The sequence below is a fragment of the Pirellulales bacterium genome (genome assembly GCA_036267355.1).
Lineage (GTDB): Bacteria > Planctomycetota > Planctomycetia > Pirellulales > DATAWG01 > DATAWG01.
Window position 1 is genome coordinate 124,028 of record DATAWG010000099.1, and the last position, 21,714, is coordinate 145,741.

The following is a 21,714-nucleotide window of genomic DNA, read 5'->3' on the forward strand; positions in this document are numbered from 1 at the left end:
TTTGCGTTCCGTCTAAAATTGATCCGCGCCGGTCAGCTTTTCTTCGACTTTGTCTGCCTGCCAGGCGATGGCCGTTAGCATTTGCGAAATGGCCGGGCCCGTAAGCGTGTCGGCCAGCGCGCTGCCTTGAAGGACAACCATTTCGCGGTCGCCGATTTTGTTGAATGCAAACGCACCGTGAACCAGCTTCATGTTGTATCGCAACAGGGCGGCGGCATTCTGGTCCGTGGCCGGGCCGCACGTGGAGCGGAAATTCACGGTCGCCTGTCCGCTTTCATCATGTTGGCCGAACGCGACCGTGACGATTTGTTTGCGGAGCGCGCCGACGGGAATGGTGACTTGCCATTCGTCGGCACTGTCGTCGAGCTTGTAACCGCCGGCCTGAACGACGTTGCGAACCAATTGTTTCGGATCGACCGACGCCGTGAGATCGTCGAAATCGGGTCCGCCGGATGCCGTGGCAACGATCGAACCGCTCGCGCTGGCGGCCGGCCCGCTGGCGTGGCTCGCAGCGGCCGTAGAAACCATCGGCGCCGCGACGCCCATCGCCGCCGTCGGTTGCGGCTGCTGCGGCGCGTAGCCCTGTTGGGGAGGATATTCCTGGGGCGGCGAATATCCTTGGGGAGCCGCCGTCACCGTGCCCATGCCCCCCGGCTGCGGAGCGTATTGCGTGCCGCTCATCATCGCGTCGCGAATCATGGCGGGCATCATCATGCCGAAGCCGGCTCCCATACCCATGCCCATCGTCGAGGCGGCCCCGTCGCTGCCTCCAGCCGCGGCCATCTTAGCCATGCTCTGCGCGGCTTGGAATTTCATGAACGCATTCAAATCGCCGACGGCGCCCATCGAACTGCGGGCGTCGATCGCTTGCTGCACTTCGTCGGGCGGGGTAATGGCGTTGATGAAGAAGTCGACCAGCTCGAGGCCATATTTGCTGAAATCGGCGGCGACTTTGGCGCGGGCCGCCGAAGCGATCTGCTCGTAGTGCGTCGCCATGTCCAACAGGCTCATGCCGGCCGCGCCGAGCACGTCGGCCAATCGCGACACGATCAGATCGCGGAGAAATTCGGTCACTTGATCGGTCGTGTATTTTCCCTGCGTGCCGACGAGCGTGTTCAAGAGCACCGAGCTATTGGCCACGCGGAGCGAATACTTCCCGAACGAGCGGAGCCGCACCATGCCGAAATCGCGATCGCGAAATGGAATCGGCTGCGGCGTACCCCACTTCTGATCGAGGAACGTCTGCTTGCCGATGAAATAAACGCTGGCTTGAAACGGCGATTTTTCCCAGGGAATCGTCAGCAGACGGGTGAGAATCGGCACATTGGCCGTCGTGAGCATGTGCCGGCCCGGCGGGAACGAGTCGAGCGCTTTGCCATCGCGAAAAAAAACCGCCTCCTGGTTTTCTTGCACGATCAATTGCGCCCCGTATTTGATGTCGGCCGAGCCCTCCGGCGGAATCCGCTCGACTAGCGAATGGTTCGATTCATCGAAGAACTGGATCACTTCCAAGCGCAGGCCCATGAGAAAATCTCCATGCGGATATGGCGGTTCATGTCTAGCGTTTATACTACCTGCCGAAGGCTCGCCACAGCCCTTATGCCAAGCCTTTGAGCAGTTCGGTTCGCTGATCGCAATTCTGTTGAATCGTGTCGAGCTTCGCTGCCAAGATCGGGATCGCCGCCTCGGGATCGCTCGGCATCGTGTTCGCGGCCGACACCGGATCTTCTGCCGGCGCGGCAGACGGCGGCGGGCTGCCGGGCATCGGATTATCCGCCGGCGGAGCGGCAGCGGCAACGGGCGGCGCGACGGCAGCCGGCGGTTTTGCGATCGCATCGCCGCTCGGCGGCATGCCGGCCAGATGTTCGGTCATCGCGACATATTCGTCGACCGAATGCATCAGCAGCACATCGTGGTCGTACACCTGATCCAGCAGGGCCTGGTCGACTTTCACCAAGTCGAACACGCCCGTGTAGCCTTCCCATGCTCCCCGAATGCGAGCGATCAGTTCGTCGGTTTTGGCCCGCAGCCGGTCGAACTGCGGGAGGATCGCGATCTTGCCGGCATCGGCCAACTTTAGCGCGACCGCATCCATCGCCCGCTTGCTCCGCTGCAGACGATCGGCCAGCCAAGTGCGCTGGAGTGCGTCGCTATCGCGGCGATATTCGCGTTCCAAATAGCCGTGGAAGCCCGGAATCGCACCGACGAGCATCATCAACGAATTGCGATGTTGGACATAGGATCGCGGCTCGGGCATAAGGATCTCGACAAGGGGAGGGATTCAAGGAATTTGGCGAACGCACGATCGACGGGGCAAAAGAGCCGAGGATAATTCGCCGGCCGAGCGTCGATCTTGCCCCGCCGCCATGATAGCACTTGTCCCAGCCGCCGGGCAAACGCCCCGCGCCGGTTGCAAAGTAGCAGGCACACTCCGTATGCCGTCTGCCGCGGTACGGCCCGCACTAGCCCGAAGCGTTGGCGAGGGCGCGCCGCCAACGCGGGTTCACCCTCGCTAACGCTTCGGGCTAATGTGGGCAGACGGCGCACGGAGTGTGCCTGCTACGTATCGCGTTTTATTTCGTTGACCGGTCTTGGCTTGCCGCGGACGGTTCGCTATAGTCCCCGCCGCTCACGTCTACGCGAGTCTCCTCTCGTTCAATCTCTTCGAACCAGCCGATGGCGATTTTGATGCGCGCATCCAACGAGCCCCTGCGACGATCGGGCTGGCTCCAGGCGACCGAGCGGCATCGTTTCGCTGTTTGCGCCGCCATGGCGTGTCTGTCTGCCGCGATCTTCAGCGGTTGTTGGTGGGGCGGAGCCGACGGTGTTCCGTTCTACTACAGCAAGAAAGACAAACAGCAGCAGCTTGCCGATTTGGAACACTATGGCCCATTCGCCTTCCAGCGAATCGAAACAATCAAGAAGATGGGCGAATACGCCGCCAAGTCGCCGCAGCTCGAGAAGGAAAAGGTAGCCGCCAAACTGGCTTCCAATATCCAAACGGAGCAAGATCCGCTGGTGCGAATGGTGATCATCCGCGAGCTGGGGCGCATTCCGACCGAGATTTCATCGTCTGTGCTCACCGCGGGAATCAAGGATCCCGATCCGGAAGTGCGGATGGAGGTTTGCACGGCCTGGGGCAAACGGGTGCATCAATCGCTCGCCAAGGGTGGCGGAATTCCGCCCGGGCCGACCGAAGATTCGGCCGTGCGAGTGCTCGCCGGGGCGCTGGCGAGCGACACGAATTTCGATGTGCGCATGTTCGCCGCCCGTGCGCTCGGCGAAGTGCCGCGCGATCCGCGGGCGATCGCCGCGCTGGGAATCGCGCTGAAGGGTTCGACGGATCCGGCCATGACGTACAACGTGGTCACGTCGCTGAAATCGGTTTCCGGCAAAGATTTCGGCAGCGATGTGAAGCAATGGCAGCAATTCGCCGACAGCTTCATTCCACAAGCCATCGTGCCGCCCACCGGCCTCGGCCAGCAAGCCCCCAGTGCCATTGCCTCGCGCCCATCGCGGACGAACTAGCGCCCAAGCGATCGGGCCTCGCTATTTCTCTCTCGCCGCTACAGTTTCACTCCCCGCGTGGGTCCGCATGGGGCAACTCTGAGCAAGCGGCGCCGCGGTTCGCTAGAATGGCTTCGGCGGTTTTGCTCGCCCGCGGTTACTAAAGCCGTATGCCAAGTCTTCAATCGAACCATTGGGAGGTCGTTATGAACCGTCGTTGGACTCGTGCTTTGGCGATTGCCGTATCGATTGCTGTTCTAGTTGCCCTGAAGTTTTCAATGGCCGCCGAGCCGGATGACAAAGGGGCGCCGGCAGAGCCTCCTGACCGACCGGCCGGTGCGCCGGCCGAACCGGAAGCGAAAAAATTCACCGGCACCGTGGCCCAGTTCAACTACACGCCACGTGGCGAACGCGACGGCATTTTGCTCACCAGCGACGGCAAACTCGTGCAACTCAATTTCCCGCCGCACGAGGCCGGCAAGCTAACCGGTACGGTGGCCGTCGGCGACCAGATCACTGCCGAGGCAACGCCCGAACGCGCGCGAGCCGACCATGCCGTTCTCCATCTCCAAAAGCTGACGACCGTCAAGGGGAAAGAGATAGAAATGGCCGGACCGCGGCGGCCGCGTGGCCCGGAAGGCGGCCGTGGCGCCGGCCGCGGCGATGGACCGGAGCAAACCGGTTCGACTGGCCGAGAGCGGGCATTGCCCAAGACCGAAACGGTCAAAGGCGTCGTGAAGTCGCTCAACCGCGGCGCTCGCGGCGAAGTCGACGGGGCAACGCTCGAAAGCGGCGATTTCGTTCACATCGGACCGCGCGAAGCCGAAGAGGCCAAACTCGCCGTCGGACAGGAAATCTCAGTCGAGGGCTATGCGATGAAAATGGCCGATGGACACACGATGATTTCATTCCCGGTGAAGATCAATGACAAGGAAGTGTCGCGGCCGGGCCCCGGCCACCGCGGCGTCGCTGCGGACCGTCGACCGCCCTCCGACGGCGATGCGCCGCCGCGCGGCGAGGCCCCGCCGCCGGACGAGAAATAAACCTTGCCGATCCGCCCTGCTCCAATCGCGCAAAACGGCCCAGGCAAGGCCTGCAATCCAAGACGGTAGCCAGAAGCTGCCGACGGCATGACAACCGTGGACAATTCGAACGATTTTGCGGATGTGGCCGCGCCCCGCTATGTCAATCAAGCATCGACTCCGAAATCCGTTCTACGCCTTGGCGATGGTGCTCGGCCTGTTGTTTACCATTACCACCTGTGCCGATGCGGTTTTGATGATGAAAACGAATCGGGCCGGGGCAATGCCGCGACCGGGCGAGCCGGGATACGAATTGATGACCTTGCTCGATCGGCATGGGACGGAGATACTTGTCGGCGAATTGGCCGCCCTGGGGCTATGCACTGTCGCCGCAATCCGATTGGACCATGTGCGCGATCGGCGCAAATTCGCCCGGCGGCAGGAAGGCAACCGATCAGAGACCGGGGGCGGCGCCGCGAATGCGGACCAGGGATAGTCCCCTTTTGCGGACCGGCGACTGTCCCCATTCGCGGACCGGGGACTGTCCCCCTTAGCACCACCCCCTCAGCACCCGGGAAAGGCGCCGAGACACGAGAAGCCACTGAGGGCCAAAGACCAGGAAGCAAAGAACATGAACGTGCAAAATTATGAACAGTTGCCCGCGACGCCCGTCGATATGGAAGGCGCGCACGATTGCCGGATTCGAGTGCTTGTGGGACAGCGCGAAGGGGCGCCGAATTTCGTCATGCGGCAATTCGAAGTCGCACCCGGCGGCCATACGCCAAAGCACTCGCACGATTACGAGCACGAAGTGTTCGTGTTGGAAGGCTCGGGCGTGGCGATGGAAGGCGAGCGTGAACACGCGCTTGCGGCCGGCGATGTCGTGTTCGTGCGGCCGAACGAAGTCCATCAGTTTCGCAACACCGGTGGCAATCCGTTGAAGTTTCTTTGCCTGATCCCGAATTCGGCGGCGGGAAAACCGGTAACGGTCGCACCCGGCGCAAGTTGTTAGGAACGTAGTAGGCACACTCCGTGTGCCGCCTGCCGTGCTCTGTGCGCAACGTTCCGAGGTGCGCAGACGGCACACGGAGTGTGCCTGCTACGTTGGCCGCGGCTGGGCCGCGATCTAACATTTCGCGGGCAAGCATGTGATAATTTGCAGTTGGGGGCAACTGTCCATGGCAGCCGATGTCGCGCAGCAAATCGAGCGGCTTCGAAAAGAAATCCGGTATCACGACCGGAAGTATTACGTCGAGGCCGCGCCGGAAATCAGCGACCTCGAATACGATCGCTCCATGGAGCGCCTGCGGAGGCTCGAGGCCGAGCATCCCGATCTGATCACGCCCGATAGCCCTACGCAGCGCGTCGGCGATTCGGCGATCGGGAGCCTCACGCCGGTCGAGCATCGAATTCCGATGCTGTCGATCGAAAATACCTACAGCGTCGATGAGCTGCGGGCCTACGGGCAGCGGATCGCCAAGCTTCTGCCGGGCGAAACGATCGAATGGGTAGTCGAGTTGAAAATCGACGGCGTGGCCGTTTCGATCACGTATGAAGCTGGCCTGCTGATTCGCGGGGCCACGCGCGGCAACGGCCGAGTCGGCGACGATATCACGCACAATATCCGCACGCTTGCCGACGTGCCGCTGCGGCTCTCGGGCGATCACGTGCCGAAGCTGCTGGAAGTGCGCGGCGAAGTGTATATGAACAACTCGGATCTGGTCTGGCTGAACGAGCAACAGAAAAGCCAGGGCCTGCCCGCATACGCCAACACGCGGAACGTCGCCGCCGGCAGCATCCGGCTCTTGGACCCGCGCATCTGTGCCGCTCGCCGGCTGCGGATGTTCTGCCACGGCACCGGCTATTCCGAAGGCGTGCGCGCCAAGACGCACATGGATTTTCTGGCCGAGATTGCCGGCTACGGACTGGCGGCTACGCCGCAGGTCGAATCGTTTCCCGATTTCAATGCCGCGGTCGATCATTGCGAAGCGTTGATCGAACGGCTCCACGAATTGGATTTCGAGGTGGATGGCCTGGTGTTGAAAGTGAACCGTTTCGAGCAGCGCGAGCGGCTCGGCTCCACGTCGAAAAGCCCACGCTGGATCATCGCCTACAAGTTTGAGAAATACGAAGCCACGACGAAGCTCGATGCGATCCGCGTGCAGGTCGGCAAGACGGGCACGATCACGCCCGTGGCCGATCTGGCGCCCGTCGAGCTGGCCGGCACGGTGGTCCGCCGCGCGAGCTTGCACAACGCCGATGAGATCGAGCGTAAAGACATCCGCGTCGGCGACATGGTGGTGGTCGAGAAGGCGGGCAAGGTGATTCCGCACATCGTTCGGGTCGAGAAGCACGAGCGCAAGGCGGAGCCGGAGAAATTCCATTTTCCCACCCAATGCCCCGAGTGCCACACGCCGCTGGTGAAGGACGAAGGGGGCGTGTATATCCGCTGCCCGAATGTCGATTGCCCTGCGCAGGCCCGCGAGCGAATCCGCTATTTCGCCACTCGCAACGCGATGGATATCGAAGGCCTCGGCGATAAATTGGTCGAGCAATTGGTCGGAGACAAACTCGTGCTCCGCTATGGCGATCTATATCGCTTGAAGCCCGAGCGGCTAATGAAACTTGAGCGGATGGGCAAAAAGTCGTCGGAGAATCTCGTGGCCGCGATCGAAGCGAGCAAATCGCGCGGACTGGCCCGATTGCTCAATGCGCTTTCGATCCGGCACGTCGGAGGGCGGGTGGCGACCGTGCTGGCCGATCATTTCGGTTCGATCGACGCGCTGATGGCGGCAAGCGAAGAGGAATTGGCCGAGGTGATGGAAATCGGCCCGACGATCGCCGCGAGCGTGTACGCATTTTTGCATGGCGAATTCGGCCGCCACACGATCGGCGATCTGAAAAGCGCGGGGGTGGATATGAGCGCCCCACGATCTGCCGCCGCAGTCGCCGCGGCCAATGGCCCACTCGCCGGCAAGACGCTCGTCGTCACCGGCACGCTGGTCGACTACAGCCGAGAGGAAATCGAAGCGTTGATCGCAAAGCACGGCGGCCGGGCAACATCCAGCGTCTCGAAGAGCACCGACTATCTCGTCGCCGGCGAAAAAGCCGGCAGCAAGCTCGATAAAGCCAAGAAGCTAGGCGTGCCAGTGCTCGGCGAAGCCGAGTTCAAGAAGCTGATTGCGGGATAGTGTCCATGCCCCGATGGAGCCGCCGAGACCGAGGTTCGAAAAAATAAACCGCGTTCATGAGACGGCGCAAACGTTGACCAGCGATCCGTCGAATTGGCGGCACTATCCCTTTTCCGGGATGTGCAACTTCTTTAATTCGGCGGCCACCTGAGAGCCGGCCTTGTCGGTATTGATCTTCTTATCGATGGCCAGAATCTTGCCGTCCTTGCCGATGTAAAAAGTCCAGCGGTTGGCGAAGCCACGCTCCTTGTTCACCACGCCGTAGGCCTTGGCCGTTTCGCGCGTCGGATCGGCGAGGATCGCATAGTCCTTCACGCCCAGAGATTCGGCAAATTTCGTGTTTTCCTCCGGAGTGTCGACGCTGGCGGTGAAATACGCCACGTTGAACTTCTTGATCGCATCGCTATCGGCTTGAAACGATTTGCATTCCTTGGTGCAACCGCCGGTGAATGCCTTGGGAAACCAAGCCAACACGACGGCTTGCTTGCCTTCGAAATCTTTCAGGCTGTGCGTTTTGCCGTCGGAGCCTTTGAGCGAGAAATCGGGCGCCTGATCGCCGACCTTCAAATCCGCCGCATGCACTTTGGCGCCGCCGAAAATAAAACTCAATCCGACGGCCATGAGACTCGAAAGAACCTTTTTCACGGCGATGACTCCTGTGAGGGCAAAATTCAGGTGGGAAAGCAGGCGGCAACGAACCGTTAGATTAACACGGCGATAGATGAGATTCCACTCACCCTAATACTTCAACCCGTTCTTGCGGATGTGGACGAGTGGACGAGCACCGGTTGCGAGCCGCCCCGCGACCACGCGGGCGAGGAAGACGTGGTGGTCGCCCGAGTCGATTTTGCCGGCAGGTTCGCATTCCAAAAAGCCCACCACGCCATCGAGAAGCGGCAGCCCGGTGGCGGTTCGCTCCAGCGGCAGGCCGGAAAACGCTTTGCCCGGAGGCCGTTCGCGGCTGAAATGTCGAACCAGCGAAAGTTGGTCGTCGGCCAACACGTTCAACACAAACGGCGTCCCTGCGGCCAGCCACTCGGCGAGCCGGCGATCCTTTCGCAGCGCGATCGAAATCATCGGCGGCTCGAAGCCGGCCTGCATCACCCAACTGGCGAGCATGCCATCCTCCTCGTCGCCGCGCCGGGCCGCTAAAACGAACAATCCGCTGGGCAATCGCCCTAAAACACCGGCAAGCTGAGCAGGACTCAATGGTTATTCCCCTGCTTCAGCGTGCAGCGTGGCACGCTGAAGCGTGAACTCCAACAAGGATTCAAAAGCCACGTTATACTCGGGCGCTTGACGATTGGACACACGCAACAAAACGACGCCACAGCTCGTATCGTAGCAGGCACACTCCGTGTGCCGTCCGCCGTGCTCCGTGCTCCGTCCGCCGTGCTTCGTCCGCCGTGCTCCGTGCTTCGTCCGCCATTTATGGCGTGGACCGCGCCGCGGAGTGCCGACGGCAAACGGCGTGTGCCTCCTACGTTGGCTGCGACCGCGCAAGTGCTTCGTCGGCCTTCCAACGGTCACCGGTTTTCCGTACCCTGGTGGCTTCATGTCAGGCTGGAAAGCCAGACGTACAACTGCCTGGAATCGATTATGGCCGGCCTGCTGAGCGATTATCGCGTGTTCGTGCGGCAATTTTTCCGTCGCTATCATACCACCGGCGCGATTTTGCCGAGCGGACGGCGGCTCGCATCGGCACTATGCCATTATGTCGGCGAAAGCGACGGGCTCGCGGGGCGGCAGATTCTCGAAGTCGGCCCGGGCACCGGGGCCGTCACCGCCCGGCTCGTCGAAGTGCTGCGCCCCGACGACGATCTAACGCTCGTCGAGCTGAACGACGAATTTGTCCAGCACCTCCAAACTCGGTTTGCAAGCGAGCCGGGCTTTCGCGCCGTTGCCGGCCGCACGCAGATTATCCATTCCCGGCTCGAAGAATTGGCCGGCGAACGGCGTTATGACCGGATCATCTCCGGGCTGCCATTGAACAACTTTGCCGCCGCGGAGGTCGAACAAATACTAGGGGTGTTTGGCCGACTGTTGAAGGCCGGCGGTATCCTCTCGTTCTTCGAATACATCGCGATTCGGCGCGTAAAGGTCGTCATCAGCGGTCGGGCCGAGCGGCAGCGGCTCCGCGAAATCGGCCGTTTGCTGGGTGATCTGTTCGAGCATCGCCAAATCCGTTGCGATGCCGTTTGGCCAAACGTCACGCCGGCCTGGGTGCATCATGTGCGGTTTGCCGATGCGCCGGAGGATGGGGTCGCAATCGGTAGGCCGGCGCGGTAGGAAACGCAGTTCCTGTGGCACGCGCGAAACCGCAAGCGAACCCCGAACTCGACAGGCATGAAGCTCGCTTGCGGTTTCGCTCGCTCGGCAATCCCTTGCCGGCGCTGCGGGTTCTGGGAGGCTGTTTGGGCTTCGCTTGTCGCGTTCGTGCGGGCTCCCTATACTGAACAGCGGTGGCAACGGGGCAATCTTTAGGGAGTTTTCCCGGTATGAAAAGTCGCCTTTTGCTCGGGGTGTTGTTGGTTGCCGGGGCCGTCGCTCCGGCGGCATGGCTTGGGTGGTCGGTGCGTGGGTTTGCCGAAGAACCGGCGAAATCAAGCAACACCGTGGCCATGCACGACGACGGCACGCTCGCCGAACCGGCGCCCAAAACTCCGGCCCAAGCCGCCTCTGAAAAGCGCGAAGAGCAGGAATTCTTCGAAATGTACAAGGCCCTGGCCGACACGGTCGATCAGGTCGATCGCAACTATGTCAAAAAGATCGATCGCCGGGAGTTGATGGAGGCCGCGATCAAGGGAGTGCTCAGCAAGCTCGATCCCTATTCCAGCTACATCGGGCCGGAAGACGCCGGCCGCTTCAAGGATACAGTCGAAAATCAGTTCGGCGGCATCGGTATCCAAATCGTTGCCGAAGATGGGCAAATCAAGGTGCTCAGCCCGCTGCTCGGCAGCCCGGCATACAAGGCCGGTTTGCAGGCCGGCGATCGAATTCTTAAAATTGGCGGCCAATCGGCCGTCGGCATGCTGCTCGACGATGCGGTCCATAAGCTCAAAGGCGACGTGGGCACGAGCGTGTCGCTTACCGTGGCGCATGCCATCGGCGGCAAGCAAGAAACCGTCACGGTCAATCGCGAGTTGATTCATGTCGACACCGTGCTCGGCGATCACCGCAAGAGCGACGACACCTGGGATTTCATGCTCGATCCCGAACGGCGAATCGGCTACATCTGCATCACCACTTTCAGCCGCGATACGGCCCAAGACCTTAAGAAGGCGATGATCGAACTCAAGGCCCAAAAGCTCCGCGGCCTGATCCTCGACCTGCGGTTCAATCCCGGTGGCCTTTTGACCGCCGCGGTCGACACCTGCGATATGTTTCTGAAAGAAGGCCGAATCGTCAGCACCGAAGGGCGCAATTCTCCGAAACGTGTGTGGGATGCAACGAAAAAGTCCGACGCCTACAGCGGCTTCCCGATGGTCGTGCTCGTGAACCACTACAGCGCCAGCGCCAGTGAAATCGTTTCGGCCTGTTTGCAAGACCACCAGCGAGCAATCGTCATCGGCGATCGAACGTGGGGCAAAGGAAGCGTGCAAAACGTCATCGAGCTCGAAGACGGCAAAAGCCTGCTGAAGCTGACCACGGCCAGCTACAAGCGGCCCAACGGACACAACATCCATCGGTTTCCGGATTCGAAGGAATCCGACGAATGGGGCGTCATGCCGAATCCCGGCTTCGCGGTGAAGCTGAGCGAGGAGGAAATGGGCGAACTGCTCGCCGAACGCCGCGAGCGAGACATCTTGCTGCCGCAGAAAAAGGCCAATCCGCCAGACGCCAATAACGCCAAGCCGGATGCAAAAACGCAGGCAGCGCACGACGCCAAGAAGCCCGACGCGGGAAAATCCGAAACGGCCAAAGCACACGATCTGAAACCCGATGCCGGCAAGCCGGAAGCAGCCAAGCCAGAAGCAGCCAAGGCTGACTCGGAAAAACCCGCCAACGATCGTCAGCTTCAAAAGGCAATCGACTATCTCACGACGGAACTGGCCAAGACCTCTTGAGCCGCTTTGCGAGATGTCTGCGACAAAGGCACCGGCGGCTAGCGTCTTGCCCGCTCACGTTGGTTTGATGGCGCGTGAGCGGCAAGGCGCTAGCCGCAGGTAGACATTTTTACCGCTTGCCCTACGCCGCCCGGATTTCGCCGGCGATGAATATCCTCACGATCGAAACCACCTGCGACGAAACCGCCGCGGCCGTCGTCACCGATCAGCTCGCCGTGCTTGGTTCGTCGGTCGCATCGCAGGATGAATTGCACCGGCCGTTCAACGGCGTCGTGCCGGAAATCGCCTCCCGCGCTCACGTCGAGCGAATTCTCCCGGTGATCGATCGCGCGATGTCGCAAGCGGGGCTAAAGCTCTCGCAACTCGACGCGGTCGCTGTCGCTCATACGCCCGGTTTGGCCGGTTCGCTATTGGTCGGTCTCTCGGCCGCGAAGGCGCTCGCGGTCGCGCTGCAGATTCCGCTCGTGGCGATCGACCATCTGCAGGCCCATGTCTATGCCTGCCGGCTCGCTGCCGGCCGCGACGTTTTTCCGTGCATCGGGCTGATCGTCAGTGGCGGCCATACGAGCTTATATCGCTGCCTCGGGCCGCTCGATTTCACGTTGCTGGGGGGCACGATTGACGACGCCGCCGGCGAAGCGTTCGACAAAGTGGCCGCTTTGATGGGCCTTGGCTATCCCGGTGGCCCGGCAATCGAAGCCGCGGCACGCGACGGCAACCCGCGGGCTTTTTCTTTTCCCAGGCCGTTTCTTTCCGACAAGACTCGGCTCGAGTTCAGCTTTAGCGGATTGAAAACGGCCGTGCGCTATCAAATTCAGCCCCCCGGCGAGGCCCCGCGAGCCGAACCACCGGCGGCCGAGGAGCTGGCCGATCTGGCCGCCAGTTTTCAGGCGGCCGTGATCGATTGCCTCGCGGGAAAGGCGATGGCCGCGATCGAGCAGAGTGGATTGCGGCGGTTTTGCGTGGGCGGGGGCGTAGCGGCCAATTCGGCTCTGCGCCGCCGCTTGGAGACAGATTGCCGGCGCCGCGGCGTCGAATTGCACATTCCGCCGCTGGCCCTATGCACCGACAATGCCGTAATGGGCGCCATTGCAGTCGAACGCCTCAAGGCCGGCCAATTCGCCCCCCTCGATCTCGACGCCTTCCCCGCAGCGGCACGCTAGGTGGGCGGGGCGGCCAATAGAGGGGCACCGAAGAGCAGGCATGTTTCGACACGGGCACGGCGGGCTTTCGGGCCCTGACAAAGGCCCCTCGCTGTCTCAATGCCCGATGCGCATTTCTTCAGGGCGTAGCGAGCCGTTTCCGCTGACGCGGGCTTCGACCGGCGTGGCGGCTGGATGCAGGGCCAAGAGCCGTTCCTGGCAGCGGTAGGCGACGCCTCCTTCCGGCGGGCGAAGGTGAACATAGGTGCCGTCGGCTTGCAGAATTCGCGCTTTCACGTTGTCGTTCAAATAAGCCGGCACAATCTCGTGCAGAATCCGCTCCTTCAACTCCGGCGATTCAATCGGAAACATAACTTCCACGCGGCGATAAAAATTTCGCGGCATCCAATCGGCGCTCGCCAGATAGATCTGGCAATCTTCGTCGGGGCCGAAGACATACACCCGGCTGTGCTCCAAAAACCGATCGACAATGCTGCGCACGCGAATGTTGTCGGAAATGCCCGGCAGCCCCGGGCGCAAGCAGCAGATGCCGCGAGCTACGAGATCGATCGGCACACCCGCCTGGCTCGCCCGATAAAGCGCTTCGATAATGCGGTGGTCCACCACGGCGTTGGTCTTGGCGAAAATTCGGGCCGGCCTCCCTTCGCGGGCACGATTGGTTTGTTCTTCGATCAATTGCAGCGTGCGGCGCTGCAAATCGGTGGGGGCCACGAACAATCGCCGCCATTGATGGCCTTGCGAATAACCGGTGAGCAAGTTGAACAAGGCCGAGGCGTCGGCGGCGATGTCTTCGTCGGCGGTGAACAGGCCAAGATCGGTGTAGAGCAGAGCGGTCGAGGGGTTGTAGTTGCCCGTGCTGAGGTGCACATAGCGGCGCAGCAAGTTTCCCTCTTGCCTCACCACCAGCGACACCTTGCAATGCGTTTTCAAATCCAAAAAGCCGAACACGACGTGAACGCCGGCACGTTCCATTTGCCGCGCCCAGCTCACGTTGTTCGCTTCGTCGAAACGGGCCTTCAGCTCGACGAGGGCCGTTACATGCTTGCCGTTTTCCGCCGCGGAAATCAGGGCTCGGGTGACCGGCGAATCGCCGCTGGTACGGTAAAGCGTTTGCTTGATGGCCAGCACGCGCGGATCGTTCGCCGCCCGGCTGATAAAATCGACCACCGGATCGAAACTGTCGTACGGATGATGCAGCAGGATGTCGCGACGGGCGATCAATGCAAACAAATCGTCGCCGCGGCGCCGCATCCCGCGCGGCAATTGCGGCGAAAACGGCGGATCGCGCAGGGCGTCGAAATTCGGCAGCTTCGTCAGCTCGACAAGTGCCGTCAGATCCAGCGGGCCAGGAATCCGGTACACCTCGCTATAACCCTCGGGCACACCGTCGCGAATCGATTCTTCGTCGGTGATCAATTCGAGCAATTCGTCGCTGCCGCCGGCGGCAATTTCCAATCGCACCGCTTCGCCGCGTTGCCGGGCCTTGAGCCGATCTTCGATCAGCCGCAACATGTCGTCGGATTCTTGCTCCAACAGTTCGATATCGCTGTCGCGCGTGATGCGAAAGGTTGTCCACGACAGCACGTCGAACCCGCCGAACAACTCCGGCAATCGAGCCGAGACGGCCTCCTCTAACAAGATAAATTGCTGGCGATCGCCTTGACCCAGCGCCACGAGCCGCGGCAACACCTGCGGCACCTGCACGACCGCAAACAGTTGCTTCGGACCCAAGCCGCGCCGCCGCTCGAGAATCGCCGCCAGATAGAGCCCGCGGTTGTGATAGCGCGGACTGGGATGCGCCGGATCGACGGCCATCGGCGTGAGGATTGGAAAGGCTCGTTCGCGGAAAAACCGATCGAGCGTTTCCAGTTGTACCGGGTCGAGTTCGCTGTGTTTCAAAAGCGTAACGCCGGCTTGCGCCAGTTGCGGCAGCACAGCGTCGTTCCAGCAGCGATATTGCGCGGCGACAAGTTCTTGCGTCCGCCGGGCGATGCGCTGCAGTTGCGTGATCGGCCGCATTCCGTCGGGCGCGAAATCTTGTGGAGCGCCGTCGCCAAATGCCTGCTCACGCAAGCCCGCCACGCGCACCATGAAAAACTCGTCCAAGTTCGAGCTGAAGATCGAGAGGAATTTGACACGCTCCAGCAGCGGGTTGGTCGGGTCTTCTGCCTCTTCCAACACCCGCGCATTGAACTCCAGCCAACTCATCTCGCGATTGACAAACTGCTCAGCCTGAAACGTCTGCTCGAACATTTTCGCATCTCTGAACCATCGAACGTCGAAAACAGGCCGGATTCCATTCACCGGCCAACTGAATCATATGGCCAATTTGCCGAAGGCGGAACCCCGTATGCCGCTGCGCGCAATACCGCAACGATGATCTCATCAGAAACTAATACCTCGCTAATCGGCCACGCCCAAATGCAACTATTGACATGCCACAAGCCCGGCGAATATATTTGCGTACACGAATATGAAGATCCGCCCCGCCAGCGACGTCGATCTCATGTTCCGAGCGTGCTCGGACCGAACCCGATTGCGCATGCTGTCTTTGCTTCGCGGCGGCGAACGTTGCGTTTGCGATTTGGTCGACACGCTCCGCGTGCCGCAGCCAAAGGCCTCGCGACATCTGGCCTATCTACGTCGGGCGGGGCTGGTTCGATGCCGCAAGGAAGGCCTCTGGAGCTATTACTGCCTGGCGCCGGCGAAGACCTCCTTCCACGCCAAGTTGTTGGATTGCCTGAGCTGTTGTTTCGAAGACGTGCCCGAGCGGACCGATGCCGCCCGGCGCTTGGCCGCGCGCGGAAGCCGTTGCCCATGAATTTTTTTCTCCATTCGATTTGCCTCAGCGCATGAAAATCCACGCAGCGGAGGCAATCGGCACATTCGCGCTTGTTTTCGCCGGCACGGGCGCGGTTGTCGTCGACGAACGGACGGGCGGGCAGGTGACTCATGTCGGCGTCGCCTTGACGTTTGGCCTGGTGGTGATGGCGATGATTTACGCCGTCGGCGACATTTCCGGCGCCCATCTCAACCCGGCCGTGACTCTCGGATTCTGGTTCGCTCGGCGGCTACCGGGCCGGGCGGTTGCTGCTTATATTCTCAGCCAAGTGAGCGGCGCATTGGTCGCGAGCGCGTCGTTGCGGGCGATGTTCGGTGCGGGAGACCTCGGCGCGACACTTCCCGCCGGGTCGGTGTGGCAAAGTTTTTTTCTGGAATTGCTGCTGACGGCTCTGTTGATGTTCGTGATTCTTCGCGTCTCTTCGGGCCCGAAGGAAAAGGGATTGCTGGCGGGCGTTGCGGTCGGCGGCGTCATCGCATTTGAGGCTCTCTTCGGTGGACCGATTTCCGGGGCATCGATGAACCCGGCCCGTTCGCTCGCGCCGGCGATCGTGGGTGGTTCTATCAAGGATTTGTGGGTGTATCTCACCGCGCCGCCGCTTGGCGCGCTGCTCGCCGTCGTGGCATTTTACTGCGTAGGGAGCGCCGACGAACGCAATGCGGCCGGCTCCGACTTTGCAAAATCTTCCGTCAGATCCGCCAATCAGGGTGGCTCAATGCAACGCGTCGTGTTTGTCTGCATCGAAAATTCCAATCGTAGCCAAATGGCCGAAGCCTTCGCACGAATGCTCGGCGGCGTGGAGGCATTTAGCGCGGGATCGCGGCCGTCGGGCCAGGTTAGTCCGAAGGCCATCGCCGCGATGAACGAGCTTGGCTACGACCTTTCGACGCACCACTCCAAATCGCTTGCCGATCTGCCAGATCTGCCGTTTGATGTCGCCGTCACGATGGGTTGCGGCGACGCTTGTCCGAATTTGAAAGCGATGCGGCGCGAGGACTGGAAGATCCCCAATCCCAATGAGCTGTCGCCCGAGCAATTTCGCACGATCCGCGATTTAATCGCCGGTAAGGTCAATAAGCTGATTTTCGATCTGCGAAAATCGGATTGCGGGCATTCGCAATGCCCGAGTATACCGGCTAACGAAATGGCATAAGCGGCGGCACGATGACCTCAGGCGCAGACGCAAGCGTGCCGCCGCGTCTGTCGGGCCATCTGCGGCCGGAACAGCCGATAATCTAATGTTGGGCCGTTTGACGCGACTGGCTATAATCCGGCCGCTATCAGCCGGGTGGCCGATGCGCTTTTGGCTCCGAGGAGAGAGTGAAATGACACGGAAGTTTGCTTTTGTTGCCGCAATCGGAATGTTGCTGGCGTCGCTCTCGGCGACGCCCGTTCGGGCGGGCGGGGTCCGCGTCGGCGTTGGTATTGGCATCGGAATCCCGGGTCCCTACTGGGGCGGCTATCCCGGCTATTACCGTCCCTATTATTATCCGCCCTACGGCTATTACCCCTATTACCCGTACTATCCGTACTACGCTCCGCCGCCGCCGGCCTACGCCCCGGCTCCTGCCCCGGTTTACGCGGGGCCAGCGCCGGTGTACGCCCAGCCGGCCCCGGTTTACACGCCGGCTCCGGTGCCCCAACAGGTGCCCCCCTATCCGCAGCCGAGCCGTTAGGAAAGCTCCGGGAGCCCGCGGCGCTAGCAAGGAATTGGGCCCTCGTACGTTCCTGGCTGGCCCGGATTATTCATGGCGCCACACTAGCCCGAAGCGTAAGCGAGGGAGCCACCGACGCTTACCCTCTCTAACGCTTCGGGCTACTATTTCGCAGCGTGTCGCGAATTCCTGGCACTATGAATAATCCGGGCTAGCGCTGCGGGCTCGAGAAGCCACTTGCTTTGCCGCTCGATCAATCGCCGGCCGACTCGCCCGCTCTTATTGTACGCACCCGGCACAGCAGGCAGGGCATGAACACCAGGCCGCCGCATCCGGCGCAGCGCCGCGGCGGCCCCAATGGCCGATGCGGATCGCCCCAACGATCTTCCGTGCGGCGAATTCTCGGGCGATGCCCTTTGGCGATCGCCCCGATCGTTCCCCGGCTCACGCCGACGGCGCGCGAAATCGTGCGTTGCGAAAGCCGACCTTCGGCAAGCAGGCGGACGATTTCATCGACGATTCCCTGAGAGATCATGGCCGAGCGCCTCCGATTTTCGCGGGAAGAAGGTTCGTTCAAACGGCGGAAAAGCGGCTCAATTCCAGCCGTCTTCCGACTCGTCCGGATCGATCCAGAAATCTCCGTCGTCGGGCTCGGGCTCCTCATCAATTTCCAGTCCGGAATCGTCCAGCGGATCGAGCGACTCATCCGCATCGTCGTCCCACTCGGTTTCTGCCTCGCCGTCGGGGAGCGGAAAATCTTCGGGCAGAAAATTCGCCTGGGAAACGATGCAGCCTGCGCGGCCGTCGGCGTGGCGGGGACCGGGAAGAGGCGATTGTGGCTTTGAAGGATTCGACATGATGGTTTTCTCCGGCTGGAATGCGAACGGACTAATGTAACTATGTACACTATTTGCCGGCCATTTTTCAAACAGATTTTTGAACATTATTTTGGACATTATTCTGAGCTTTATGGACAATCTGCTCCGGCCTTGGTAAACTCAAGCGGATGGCGTGGACGGGGCGATTCAAATCCGTCACGCGGAGCTTCGCAGCCATGACGCTTAAGCCCTACAATGCCGAGCAGTTGGATCAGCTTGCGCTCAGAATTCTCGATATTTCGTATCAAATTCGGCAGATGAGCGTCGCCAAGAGCAATTCGCCCGAGTTGGAACTCGCGGTGCATGAGAAGAAGGCGTTGGAATGGATCGCCCATCTCGAAGCATGGGCCGCAGATGCCCGCGCCCGGCTTGAAATGGCCACCGTTCGCTATCGTGGCGCAAAGCTCGCCAGCCGAATTTCTGAATAAAATTCGGTGTATACATGCGCTGATTAACAACGCCTGGGATGGCGCTCTTCGCGAACAGCGTCCACTACCCCATCCGCTTCGCCCCGAAGCTTCTATGGCAGCCGGCTGTACGGGTGCGGCAAGCATTGCCGTCTGCGGTCAGTTGCCGCATTCCTCCGCCGGCGCACGCGGTTCGCAGGCGTCTTCAGCGGGGAGGTGCTAGCGTCCGAAGATCGAAAGGGAACGCACAAGTGCAACGCCTTCCGAGCCCGTTCCCTTGGCAAGGAGACCGATATCCATCCTTGCTGGCGCAACGGGCTCTCACGCTTGCCGCGCGACGTACACCGACAAACCACCGCACTGCAACATCTCTCACTCGATCGGGATCGTCATGGCCGAGCTCTGGATTCAACCCGTCATCAGCATCGTGTTTTTGGTCGTGTGCGGGCTGGCCAGCGACATCCTGATCTGCGGCCGCAAGGCCGCCCGCGAAGCTCGCCGATCACGCTCACACTAGCCGAGCGCTGGCTATTCTTGCTTCGCATTTTTCGCGATACTGGCGCATCGCGCAACAGCCGTGCCGCCGCCCAGGTCTGCCGCGGCTTTTGAATCCGTTGCCGGCGCGATCGTTTTTGGTGACAGAACCGGCGGCATTTCGGTTACCACCGTAGCCTGCGAATCGTTCCACGTGCCAATCACCCCGGCGCCGCGCCGCGCGTGCAAATGCAGCCAGAATCGCGTGGATTTTTGCAAACGCTTGTCGGCGACGGACGGCCGCTCTTCATCTTCACCGGGCTGTGCCTCGGCCTGTCGGGCGGTTTCGCCCTGTTTCAATCGGCGACCGGCCAGTTCTTGCCGCAGGACACGGAGTTTTTGCGAATGGCCGCGGAAGATCTGTGCAATATCCGCGAGTGCCGCATCGTCCATTTCATGTTCCACGACCGGGTCAGCTTCGGCGGCTCGCTGATCGCGATCGCGGCACTGTATTTGTGGCTGGCCGAGTTTCCGCTGAAGGCCGGGGCCGCGTGGGCTTGGTGGACGTTCTTGCTAAGCGGCGTCGTCGGCTTCGGCAGCTTTTTGACGTATCTCGGCTACGGCTATTTCGACACCTGGCATGGCGCCGCCACGCTTGGCCTGCTTCCCTGCTTCGTCGCCGGCTTGTGGCTCTCGCGGCGAATCGTGAAAGCGCAGTCTTCCGCCAACGGAGCCGACGCCTCATGGCGAAGCTTGTTCCGCTTGCCGAGCGGATTGAACTGGCGATCGTGTCGCGGCTTCGGGATCGTGTGTTTGCTCGCGACCGCGTGTGGAATGATCGGGGCGGGCTTCACGATCCAATACATCGGGATGACACGCGTGTTCGTGTCCACCGATCTGGCGTTTATCGGCCTGACTCGCCAGCGGCTCGACCTGATCAACCCGCGACTGATTCCGCTGATCGCCCACGATCGGGCCGGCTTCGGCGGCGGCGTGGCGACCGCGGGGCTTTTGCTCTTCTCATGCGTGTGGCATGGCGGCGTTTCGCGGTCGCTATGGCAAGCCCTTTTGATCGGCGGCATCGCCGGCTGGGGCACGGCGATCGGAATCCATCCGATCATCGGCTACACCGATCCCAGCCACCTCGCCCCGGCCATCGCCGGCGCCGCACTTTTTTTCGCCGGTCTCGCCTTTACACACCGCGACGGGCGAGAGAAAAATGTGGAGAGCAAAATGGGACAGCCACCAAATTCGACTAAAACGCACCGCCGTTAGTGAATAGCCGACATGCCGAGTGGCGAACCGACCGTTGCCCGCCCACAGACGGGCGGTAACAGGCTCAGGGGCAGAAAACGGGGTCAGAACTAATTACGAGCCCCAGATTATCGGGGTGAGAACTAGTTCTGACCTTCTGGCCCGTTTTCCCGTCAAGAAGAGTCGCCTCCGCTATCCGGCTGCGACGTCCGCGCGTGGCTCACGCGTGGGAGGATACACCGCGCCTACGTCGCACGACCGCGAGCAGGCCGATTGCACCTAGGCCAAACAGCGCGAGCGACGCTGGCTCGGGCACGGCGGTTACGCCGCTGGTGATCGTCAGATCGCTTGCGAGGCCGTCGTAGTTCGGTCCGCCGCCGCCGGGGGCGACCGCAAGATGAATCGCATTAAAGCCGCCGAATGTGCCGGTTGGGGTGACGCCCGTGCCGGCCTCCACGCCGTTGACAAAGAACGAGAAGACGCCGCCGATATCGTCCACCTTTAGATCGTAGTCGGTGTCGAGAGCGACCGGAGCGGAGCCGATAAGAACGCCCGAATACCCTCCGGAAGTTCCGGAAGTGAAATTGTTCCCGTCGTAGCTGAAATAAGCCACCCAATCACCGCTGGCATCTTCGCCGATCTGCAGATCTCCACCGCGACCGCCGTCGGACGAAAACAGAATGCCCTGCGCATAACTGGTGAGGGCCGCGTGTACTTCGACGGAAAAGTTGTCGTTGGGCAGCGTCGTGGCGCCCGACTGCGTGCCATAAAATCCGCCGGTAGCGCTCCAATCCGAGCTGGTCGAGCTCGGGCCGCCAAGGGGACCTCCCGGGGCCGGATTGGCGCCGCTGTATGGGGTCTCGAAATTATGGCCGCCGACGCTATCGAGCGGCATGCCCGAGGCGGTCGAGCCGCCAGAATATCCGGTGGCGTCGTTCGAGAGCGTCCAATCGGCCACGATCGTGCTTGCCGAAGCACGGTCGGCCACGAATGCGAAGGCCAGCAAACCAGCCGCCACCGCAATTGCATGATGCAGTTTCATCGGATGCCAAATCTTAGTGTTGAAGAAAAACACAATAGCCCGTGCCTCGCATTCCCCGTGCGAGTTCCACAGGCCGGCGTGACTCATCCCACGCAGAATCGCGATCCCCCGAGGCGATCGAATGCAATGCGCAGGCGACATCAACTTGCGCCTAGTTTACGCAGCCGCGCCAACCACTGTCAACCAAGCACCTTTGCAGGGGTGTCTTCGCT

22 protein-coding genes are annotated in these 21,714 nt (G+C 61.4%); 14 read left to right on the forward strand and 8 right to left on the reverse strand.

Annotated elements, in window-relative coordinates:
• Positions 1–12: 12 nt before the first annotated feature.
• Positions 13–1,524: an SPFH domain-containing protein gene (locus VHX65_15825; GenBank protein ID HEX4000021.1), complete on the reverse strand. Its 1,512-nt coding sequence runs from the start codon at positions 1,522–1,524 to the stop codon at positions 13–15.
• 73 nt (positions 1,525–1,597) lie between these two features.
• Positions 1,598–2,257 (reverse strand): hypothetical protein, encoded by a 660-nt coding sequence (locus tag VHX65_15830; GenBank protein ID HEX4000022.1) that lies wholly within the window; start codon positions 2,255–2,257, stop codon positions 1,598–1,600.
• Between the two features lie 512 nt (positions 2,258–2,769).
• Here VHX65_15830 and VHX65_15835 point away from each other — a divergent pair.
• The 5 genes from VHX65_15835 (at position 2,770) to ligA (ending at position 7,720) form a co-directional block, all read left to right on the forward strand.
• Positions 2,770–3,528, forward strand: coding sequence for a HEAT repeat domain-containing protein (locus tag VHX65_15835; GenBank protein ID HEX4000023.1), 759 nt, complete (start codon positions 2,770–2,772; stop codon positions 3,526–3,528).
• 185 nt (positions 3,529–3,713) lie between these two features.
• The gene (locus VHX65_15840) at positions 3,714–4,550 is read left to right on the forward strand and encodes a hypothetical protein (protein HEX4000024.1); all 837 of its coding nucleotides are present in this window, start codon (positions 3,714–3,716) and stop codon (positions 4,548–4,550) included.
• Between the two features lie 139 nt (positions 4,551–4,689).
• A complete protein-coding gene (locus VHX65_15845; protein ID HEX4000025.1) occupies positions 4,690–5,025 on the forward strand; it encodes a hypothetical protein in 336 nt (111 codons plus the stop codon).
• 135 nt (positions 5,026–5,160) lie between these two features.
• Entirely contained in the window at positions 5,161–5,541 is a 381-nt protein-coding gene (locus tag VHX65_15850; protein HEX4000026.1) for a cupin domain-containing protein, read from the forward strand.
• Between the two features lie 166 nt (positions 5,542–5,707).
• Positions 5,708–7,720, forward strand: coding sequence for an NAD-dependent DNA ligase LigA (gene ligA, locus VHX65_15855; GenBank protein ID HEX4000027.1), 2,013 nt, complete (start codon positions 5,708–5,710; stop codon positions 7,718–7,720).
• A gap of 102 nt (positions 7,721–7,822) precedes the next feature.
• Here ligA and VHX65_15860 read toward each other — a convergent pair whose 3' ends face one another.
• Positions 7,823–8,365 carry a peroxiredoxin gene (locus VHX65_15860; protein ID HEX4000028.1) on the reverse strand — a complete coding sequence of 181 codons (543 nt, stop codon included), beginning with the start codon at positions 8,363–8,365 and terminating at the stop codon, positions 7,823–7,825.
• Positions 8,366–8,458: 93 nt separating this feature from the next.
• Positions 8,459–8,929 (reverse strand): flavin reductase family protein, encoded by a 471-nt coding sequence (locus VHX65_15865; GenBank protein HEX4000029.1) that lies wholly within the window; start codon positions 8,927–8,929, stop codon positions 8,459–8,461.
• A 390-nt stretch (positions 8,930–9,319) separates the two neighbouring features.
• On the opposite strand from VHX65_15865, the gene VHX65_15870 reads away from it, so the two are divergent.
• The 3 genes from VHX65_15870 to tsaD all read left to right on the forward strand — a co-directional run bounded on the left by VHX65_15870 (position 9,320) and on the right by tsaD (position 12,950).
• Positions 9,320–10,009, forward strand: coding sequence for a methyltransferase domain-containing protein (locus tag VHX65_15870; GenBank protein ID HEX4000030.1), 690 nt, complete (start codon positions 9,320–9,322; stop codon positions 10,007–10,009).
• A 209-nt stretch (positions 10,010–10,218) separates the two neighbouring features.
• Positions 10,219–11,787 (forward strand): S41 family peptidase, encoded by a 1,569-nt coding sequence (locus VHX65_15875; protein HEX4000031.1) that lies wholly within the window; start codon positions 10,219–10,221, stop codon positions 11,785–11,787.
• A 146-nt stretch (positions 11,788–11,933) separates the two neighbouring features.
• Positions 11,934–12,950: a tRNA (adenosine(37)-N6)-threonylcarbamoyltransferase complex transferase subunit TsaD gene (tsaD, locus tag VHX65_15880; protein ID HEX4000032.1), complete on the forward strand. Its 1,017-nt coding sequence runs from the start codon at positions 11,934–11,936 to the stop codon at positions 12,948–12,950.
• Between the two features lie 96 nt (positions 12,951–13,046).
• On the opposite strand, the gene ppk1 is transcribed toward tsaD, so the two are convergent.
• A complete protein-coding gene (gene ppk1 / locus VHX65_15885; protein HEX4000033.1) occupies positions 13,047–15,203 on the reverse strand; it encodes a polyphosphate kinase 1 in 2,157 nt (718 codons plus the stop codon).
• Between the two features lie 253 nt (positions 15,204–15,456).
• On the opposite strand from ppk1, the gene VHX65_15890 reads away from it, so the two are divergent.
• From VHX65_15890 to VHX65_15900, 3 genes are all read left to right on the forward strand, one after another.
• The gene (locus tag VHX65_15890) at positions 15,457–15,771 is read left to right on the forward strand and encodes a metalloregulator ArsR/SmtB family transcription factor (GenBank protein ID HEX4000034.1); all 315 of its coding nucleotides are present in this window, start codon (positions 15,457–15,459) and stop codon (positions 15,769–15,771) included.
• Between the two features lie 31 nt (positions 15,772–15,802).
• Positions 15,803–16,945 (forward strand): aquaporin, encoded by a 1,143-nt coding sequence (locus VHX65_15895; GenBank protein HEX4000035.1) that lies wholly within the window; start codon positions 15,803–15,805, stop codon positions 16,943–16,945.
• Between the two features lie 172 nt (positions 16,946–17,117).
• Positions 17,118–17,468, forward strand: coding sequence for a hypothetical protein (locus VHX65_15900; GenBank protein ID HEX4000036.1), 351 nt, complete (start codon positions 17,118–17,120; stop codon positions 17,466–17,468).
• A 232-nt stretch (positions 17,469–17,700) separates the two neighbouring features.
• On the opposite strand, the gene VHX65_15905 is transcribed toward VHX65_15900, so the two are convergent.
• Positions 17,701–17,982 carry a hypothetical protein gene (locus tag VHX65_15905; protein HEX4000037.1) on the reverse strand — a complete coding sequence of 94 codons (282 nt, stop codon included), beginning with the start codon at positions 17,980–17,982 and terminating at the stop codon, positions 17,701–17,703.
• Between the two features lie 58 nt (positions 17,983–18,040).
• A complete protein-coding gene (locus VHX65_15910; GenBank protein ID HEX4000038.1) occupies positions 18,041–18,304 on the reverse strand; it encodes a hypothetical protein in 264 nt (87 codons plus the stop codon).
• A 197-nt stretch (positions 18,305–18,501) separates the two neighbouring features.
• Here VHX65_15910 and VHX65_15915 point away from each other — a divergent pair, with 197 nt between their 5' ends.
• The 3 genes from VHX65_15915 to VHX65_15925 all read left to right on the forward strand — a co-directional run bounded on the left by VHX65_15915 (position 18,502) and on the right by VHX65_15925 (position 20,481).
• Positions 18,502–18,753, forward strand: coding sequence for a hypothetical protein (locus VHX65_15915; GenBank protein HEX4000039.1), 252 nt, complete (start codon positions 18,502–18,504; stop codon positions 18,751–18,753).
• 370 nt (positions 18,754–19,123) lie between these two features.
• A complete protein-coding gene (locus VHX65_15920; GenBank protein ID HEX4000040.1) occupies positions 19,124–19,249 on the forward strand; it encodes a hypothetical protein in 126 nt (41 codons plus the stop codon).
• A 206-nt stretch (positions 19,250–19,455) separates the two neighbouring features.
• Positions 19,456–20,481 (forward strand): hypothetical protein, encoded by a 1,026-nt coding sequence (locus VHX65_15925; protein ID HEX4000041.1) that lies wholly within the window; start codon positions 19,456–19,458, stop codon positions 20,479–20,481.
• A gap of 199 nt (positions 20,482–20,680) precedes the next feature.
• Here VHX65_15925 and VHX65_15930 read toward each other — a convergent pair whose 3' ends face one another.
• Positions 20,681–21,502, reverse strand: coding sequence for a PEP-CTERM sorting domain-containing protein (locus VHX65_15930; protein HEX4000042.1), 822 nt, complete (start codon positions 21,500–21,502; stop codon positions 20,681–20,683).
• Positions 21,503–21,714 lie beyond the last annotated feature (212 nt).